The following is a 6,274-nucleotide window of genomic DNA, read 5'->3' as shown; positions in this document are numbered from 1 at the left end:
AACTTGGGTTTGGGAGTGTGTATCTGTCGCATTCTTTTTTCAAATTGGTATTACTCCCTTCCCGGTTCAAGATTACCTAATCTTCTTCCTTTCTTGCTATGCGCCAAGGGCGCACGCTGCGCTAACGTGTCCTATGCGCTAAGGCGCACGCTGAGTCCCAAGGGGACACGCTACGCGAACGCGAACGCGTCTATGTCCTACGGACACGCTAGCCCCTAAGGGGGCGCTGCGCAAACGCTAACGTGGTTCATTTAATCGGTATTCTTTTGGCGGGAAGGGAGTAGTATAGCAGTTGCCAGGTAGATTAGGACATGAACTAATGAGAAAATACGGATACCACCAGACCATCAAGCCTGTTAAGCGTTAAGCGTTCCCTGCTTCTCTAACGACCACCTTTAAAAGGATTGATGTAAAGTTTGTTCTGGCACTCTACACCCACTTCAAATTTGCAATCTGAGCGAGGATAGGCAACGCAAAGTAGCACATAGCCTTGATCTGACTGTGCGGGTTTGAGGACAACTGTTCTAGAGTGATCCACCTGACCTTCAATCAAACGCGCCGCACAAGTGATACAAGCACCGTACCGACAACCCACAGGTAAGCGCAAACCTGCTTCTTCCACAGCATCTAATATGTACTGATTTTCTGCAACTTGGACAACTTGGTTGTCGCGATTAACAAGTTCAACTTTATACATATTTTCTGCGGCAGGCAAGATGCCTGCCATATGCTTTTTTATATCCAAATATCAGAGGTAGAATCGCCACCAGGATATCGCATCTCATGAGCACGAGATGGACCTGCGGGTTCTTTGCCAAAGTCAACGAAGAAATTCTCGTTAATTTTGAGACCTCCGTTTTCAGTATCGCAGTCTATCTGCAACAAATATGAACCAGCCTTGGCTATGTCAGGGTAAAACTGATTGTCCCAAGTGCTAAACAGAGAATTAGTCACATAAAGCCGTTTGCCATCAAGACTCAGTTGTAGCATCTGCGGTCCACCAGTCAGTTTATGACTTTGAATTTCGGCAGTTTTGCCCAATAAGCCACCGACCCAAACTTGACCTGTGAGTTTAGGATGGGAGGGGTCAGTGATATCATATTGGCGGATATCTCCGTGCAGCCAGTTGGAGAAATAGACGTAGCGATCGTCCATCGAAATCAGGATATCGGTAATCAATGATGGTACAGGAATGGGCCAGCCTTCCACTTCTACGGATGGTACATCAATCACTTTCTCAACTTGCCAATGACCGTTAGACTTGTGCCAATGCCAAACATTACTGCTGAGTGCAGCACCAACAAACCCGTGAGTGCTATCAGGGTTATGGTGAAAGCGCACTTCTAAGGGGATGAGTCCTTCTTGATCTAAGTCAAAACTTTGGATAATTTCGTGTTTCGACCAATCCCAAAAATGCAGTTGGTGACCATAATTTCCAGCGGCTACATCGTTGAGGTCAAACCCAGGATAGTAGGTTTTGGGTGCAGCCCACTCACTACTCACCATGATATTGTGACGCGGCTGATACCAAAAGTCGTAGTTGAAACGCATACCATCGGCTTTACGTTCCCAACGTCCAGCAATGTCAAAATTTTCATCCAGCAACAAAAAGCCACCTGGACCATTCCCTTCGCTATCACCCAACATGGAAATCATCACATGACCATCAGCTAGACAATGTACGGTATGAGGGGCTGTCAAATTGGTTTTTTCCTTGATTTCCTCCGGTTCAATAACTTTGTGAAGTTTCGGGGCTTTGATATCCGCTGTATCTACAATGTGAATTCTACTGGAACGTTGACCAGGAATCACCATAAAACGCCGAGATTTACTAGCATCGCCGTGACAAGAACTACAAGCATTCCAGCCAAAATGGTGGAGTTCATCGCCAACATAAGGCATTGGCAGGCGGTGAATCACTTGGGCGTATGTGGGAGAGTTGGGATCAACGTCTAGGGTTGCAAGATAATCTGGTTCAACAATACTTGAACCTGTGTAGAGTGCAACTGTATATAGTACCTTTTCACGTTCTGCTTTTGTTGCTGCTTCAGGAGAAGCGTAGCCGGGACCACAGCAAGCATGAGCCATCGTTTTATCTCTCCAATAGGTTGTGAAAAATCATGATACGCGGTTTAAATAATGTCAAGAATTACAACCAAATTTGTAAGCCTAATTCTTTTAAATATCTTAAGCCCAACACAATCTGCTGACGCCGACCCCAAACCTCTAAATCAAACCAACCGTCATTTTCTGGGTTGGTATCTAATACTGCTCCGGAAATGTTAACAGTTAATCCATAACAATAAACAAGCCCTGCAATAACTGGGTAAGACTGATAGTTTTGAGGAATACAAACTTGAAATTTAGCACGAGTAGTTTGTCCTTCTACGACATTGGAATCAGCTTTTTTGTCATTATCGTCAATGATGTCACTGAAATTGTGATTGTTACATAAAATCTTGCTCTTTTCCTGATTTTCTTGGGCAATGCTTTTGATATCTAACTGCACAATCTCTATATTTAGTTCTTGAAGATAGGCAAGACCTGCTTCTACTGCTCTTGAAACTCCTTGAATTTCTAGGTTAAACCAACCGTCATCTTTTGCATGAGCTTCTAAAAAAGCACATGTAATATTGATGATTAAATCGTAACGAGAAATCAATCGCGAGACAATTGGTTGACGATGGTAGTGCTGAGGAATCCTGATGTGGATCTGACTTAATGTAGAATTCAAAGTTGTGGATAATGTCATCTGCCTAATCCCTCAAAGTATCAGCAATTTTACTGAAGCTGATAGAAACTCAAGTTTTTCTATAGCTTTTACAATCTAAAAATTTATAGATCGATAAAGTAACCGTATTTTATCATAACTCTATTTTGCATCTATTGAGTAAATCTGACTATCCGTAACACCTGACGCCCGCCTTAGAGGGATTTCGTCCATTTCGTCCTATCTCAATCACTCTAAGACTTTTGGGTTTTCCACTCCTCACTAAACTAAGGTTGAAACATGATTGTTGATGAGTATGGGCATACAACAGCTTCTGCGAAAATCTGTCGTTCAATTAACTGAAAATAGCTGTAAGGTCGCCTATCATTGCTGGATTGTTTAACGCGCAAACTCTCCTTGTTTTCTTAATTCATGTAAAAAATCTATGGTCGATACTACTCACAAACATCTGATTATTGGGGCTGGTTTTGTCGGATTGGGTATGGCTGAGGCACTCAAGGGTGCTGGTATTCCTTACGATCAGGTCGATGCTAGTGATGACATCGGCGGAAATTGGTATCACGGTGTTTACGAAACCGCACATATCATCTCATCGCGCAAAATTACTCAATTTACTCATTTTCCCATGCCAGATGATTATCCCGACTTCCCCAGCGCTCAAAACATGCGGGATTATCTGAATGCTTTTGCCAATCATTTTGATTTACGTCAGCATATCGAACTCAATCGTAGCGTTAATTACGTGCGACCGATTGAAAACAATCTCTGGGAAGTCACTTTCACTGATGGCAAACAACGAATTTATAAAGGGGTGTTAGTGTGCAACGGGCATCACTGGTGCAAACGTTTTCCCGAATTAAAGGGAGAATTTAACGGAGAGATTATTCATTCCAAAGATTACAAACGACCCGAAATGCTTCGTGGCAAACGAGTTCTGGTTATCGGCAGCGGGAACTCAGCTTGTGACATTGCGGCAGAAGCAGCTCGGGTAGGAGCCAAGTGTGTCTTGAGTATGCGCGAATCGGTATGGTTCATCCCTAAGACATTTGCTGGAATTCCGTTCGTCGATCTATTGCAATGGTGGATGCCAGAATGGTTTCAGCGACTGACGGCATACGGGATAATGCGTTTGACGTTCGGCAAGCACGAAGAGTATGGTCTATCCAAACCGAACCATCAAGTTTTTGATAAACACCCCACTATAAACAATGAGGTGCCTTACTACATCAAACATGGTCGTATTATTCCCAAACCTACTGTGCGTCAGCTTAATGGTTGGGAAGTCGAGTTTATCGATGGCAGTTGTGAGGAATTTGACTTAATTGTTTGTGCAACCGGTTATGATGTTGCTTATTCCTTCTTACCTCAGGAACTTCAGCGCGTCGAAGGATCAGTCGTCAAATGTTATGGTGGAGCGTTTCCCGAGGACTACAAGGGACTGTATTACATCGGATGGGGACAAGTTCGGGGAGGTGTTGGATCGGTGATTGCCGCTAGCAGTCCGTTGTTCATCCGTTGTCTCAAACTCCAGGATGAAATCAATGTGCCGATGGGTCTAGTTTTCAAAGAAATGGGGCAACAGCTGCCAACAACCCATCTGTCTGATCCACAAAAGACTTTTAGGGAACTAAAGCTGACTAACTTCTTATTTAACAGGATTATCAAAAAAGCTCATCAGGTTGATGCCCAATATCCGATCTTTCGTAACACTCCACTCCTTCCCAATACTGTTCAGTTAACGGAGAAAGGGGTTAAGTGCGATTCGTTGGTAGCCGAATCCCAGTAATGCTTCGACTCAACCTGTATTATGGTAGGGGCAAGTGATCGCCAAAGCGATCGCTATTTGTCTTTGTCTTTATCTACACAAACCTAAACTGGGAAAATCGGTTTACGGAAACTGGGTTTCCCGAGTTACGGAGAATATGGCTATCCTACGGTAAAAGCGCATACGCACGTTTTTAAAATAGCATTGAGGCGAGCAAGCATCACGGTTCCAGGATACTATGCTACGTTGGAACAGAAATTATTGGATAAACATATGGCGCGTTTAGAACTCATTTCTCTTTACTGCGAAAAAACCGAAGATACACTTGGCAGTGATGAGGTTTACTTTGTCATTAACGGTAAGCAGGTTGGAGGCGTAAATAGCATCAAGGAAGCAGAAGGTAAAGACTTGAGAGATATTTCTAATATCATCTTTGATCGCACTGCTGAAATTAAACTGTATGACAAAGACACAGGTATCTTTAACAATGATGATCTTATTGGCAGCGTCACCGCTAGCAGCGGCCAAGCCGGGCAAGGAGAAATGACTGGTAAGTTTAATCGAGGTGGCGCAGATTATACCTTGACTTGGCGAATTGTGGCGTAGTTCAATTATCTGGGGAAATCCCCCCGGCCAGCTTTGCCCCTTAGGGGCTAGCGAGTGACTGGCTATATCAAAGCTTTGAAATTTGAATCAACAAAGCGTTGTGGAAAACCGCTACAAATACTACTGCGATAACGTTTGGGGGAGGTTGTATATTTGAAAACATACAACCTCTGGCACTTGCGTGAAATAACGCAAATCACCGTATGCTTAAAAAAGCCTGAGGGCTTTCCTGCTCCAGGTGACTTCTGAAATCCAAATTTTATTTCTGTTTTGTTAAAACAGAGGAAGAGAAATTCCCGCGTTAAACCTTTGGCTTAACGCAGAGCGTATCGCACATCCTCATATCTGCGTTAATTCGGCGACTTGCGCCCGGAGTAGCCGTTTAACCTAAAGGTATTTCTCTAGCGCTTGACTGAAGGTTTCATAGGAAGCCTTGCCAACCAGACGTTCTACCTCTTCGCCATCTTTAAAAATCAGCACGGCAGGAATACTCTTGATATTATATTTTTTGGCATTTTCTTTGTTGTGATCGAGATCGACCTTCACCACCTTGGCACGACCTTCATATTTTTCTGCTAATTCGTCGATGAAAGGACTAATCAACTTACATGGGCCACACCAAGAGGCTGTGTAATCAACTACCACAAGTCCCGAAGAGGTTAAAAGATTATCAAAGTCACTATCTTGGATATAAACAGCTTTAGTCATGAAAGTTTTTGAACCTAAATTATAAGTGTGGAATGTTTAAGTATGAGAATTTAATACAATGTCAATATATCATCAATTAGAGCCTGATAAGCTAATGTGGATTGCAGCATTCACCCACAGTCGCGTGTTTTCTCAACCGAAACACCAAAGATTTTGACAGTCCTGACATCATTAATGACCTGCGCTAATGGAATTGCCGGATGATACGCCCGGTAAGACCCTGGTCTTACACGTAGAAAAACAAGCACGAGCGTACTAGAACGAGTACCCTGCTTCGCCGACAGAGTGTCCGGAGGACACGCTACGCGAACAACAAAACAAAAGCTGGCTTGTTTTTCAGGGGCGGCACGTTTCGGGTTGTTGCTTCTTACCCGTAAGCGCAAGCGCACGAATCGAGCGTATCTCTTTCAGAGACGCTGAGTCGCAAAGCGACACGCTGCGCGAACGCGAACGCGTAAGCGTGT

General features: G+C 43.7%; 6 protein-coding genes. 2 read left to right on the top strand and 4 right to left on the bottom strand.

All coding sequences use genetic code 11. The features are described from left to right. Nucleotides 1-382: 382 nt before the first annotated feature. The 3 genes from AC5590_RS12920 to AC5590_RS12910 all read right to left on the bottom strand — a co-directional run bounded on the left by AC5590_RS12920 (nucleotide 383) and on the right by AC5590_RS12910 (nucleotide 2,752). Nucleotides 383-697, bottom strand: coding sequence for a 2Fe-2S iron-sulfur cluster-binding protein (locus AC5590_RS12920; protein WP_169268790.1), 315 nt, complete (start codon nucleotides 695-697; stop codon nucleotides 383-385). Between the two features lie 38 nt (nucleotides 698-735). Beyond that, the gene (locus AC5590_RS12915; RefSeq protein WP_169268789.1) at nucleotides 736-2,088 is read right to left on the bottom strand and encodes a selenium-binding family protein; all 1,353 of its coding nucleotides are present in this window, start codon (nucleotides 2,086-2,088) and stop codon (nucleotides 736-738) included. 61 nt (nucleotides 2,089-2,149) lie between these two features. Next, nucleotides 2,150-2,752, bottom strand: a complete 603-nt coding sequence (locus AC5590_RS12910; RefSeq protein WP_169268788.1) for an NIL domain-containing protein — start codon at nucleotides 2,750-2,752, stop codon at nucleotides 2,150-2,152. Nucleotides 2,753-3,155: 403 nt separating this feature from the next. On the opposite strand from AC5590_RS12910, the gene AC5590_RS12905 reads away from it, so the two are divergent. Then, nucleotides 3,156-4,517: a flavin-containing monooxygenase gene (locus AC5590_RS12905; protein WP_169268787.1), complete on the top strand. Its 1,362-nt coding sequence runs from the start codon at nucleotides 3,156-3,158 to the stop codon at nucleotides 4,515-4,517. A 252-nt stretch (nucleotides 4,518-4,769) separates the two neighbouring features. Then, nucleotides 4,770-5,102, top strand: coding sequence for a hypothetical protein (locus AC5590_RS12900; RefSeq protein ID WP_169268786.1), 333 nt, complete (start codon nucleotides 4,770-4,772; stop codon nucleotides 5,100-5,102). Nucleotides 5,103-5,489: 387 nt separating this feature from the next. On the opposite strand, the gene trxA is transcribed toward AC5590_RS12900, so the two are convergent. Then, nucleotides 5,490-5,810, bottom strand: a complete 321-nt coding sequence (trxA, locus tag AC5590_RS12895) for a thioredoxin (protein ID WP_169268785.1) — start codon at nucleotides 5,808-5,810, stop codon at nucleotides 5,490-5,492. Nucleotides 5,811-6,274: the final 464 nt, after the last annotated feature.

Origin of the sequence: Brasilonema octagenarum UFV-OR1, assembly GCF_963888615.1 — a bacterium.
Lineage (GTDB): Bacteria > Cyanobacteriota > Cyanobacteriia > Cyanobacteriales > Nostocaceae > Brasilonema > Brasilonema sennae.
The sequence above is the reverse complement of the archived record's forward strand: the minus strand, read 5'-3'. Positions and strand labels throughout refer to the sequence as shown.

Coding starts and splice junctions, on each gene's coding strand:
- AC5590_RS12920 (WP_169268790.1), bottom strand. CDS start 697: ATGTATAAAGTTGAACTTGTTAATCGCGACAACCAAGTTGTCCAAGTT.
- AC5590_RS12915 (WP_169268789.1), bottom strand. CDS start 2,088: ATGGCTCATGCTTGCTGTGGTCCCGGCTACGCTTCTCCTGAAGCAGCA.
- AC5590_RS12910 (WP_169268788.1), bottom strand. CDS start 2,752: ATGACATTATCCACAACTTTGAATTCTACATTAAGTCAGATCCACATC.
- AC5590_RS12905 (WP_169268787.1), top strand. CDS start 3,156: ATGGTCGATACTACTCACAAACATCTGATTATTGGGGCTGGTTTTGTC.
- AC5590_RS12900 (WP_169268786.1), top strand. CDS start 4,770: ATGGCGCGTTTAGAACTCATTTCTCTTTACTGCGAAAAAACCGAAGAT.
- trxA (WP_169268785.1), bottom strand. CDS start 5,810: ATGACTAAAGCTGTTTATATCCAAGATAGTGACTTTGATAATCTTTTA.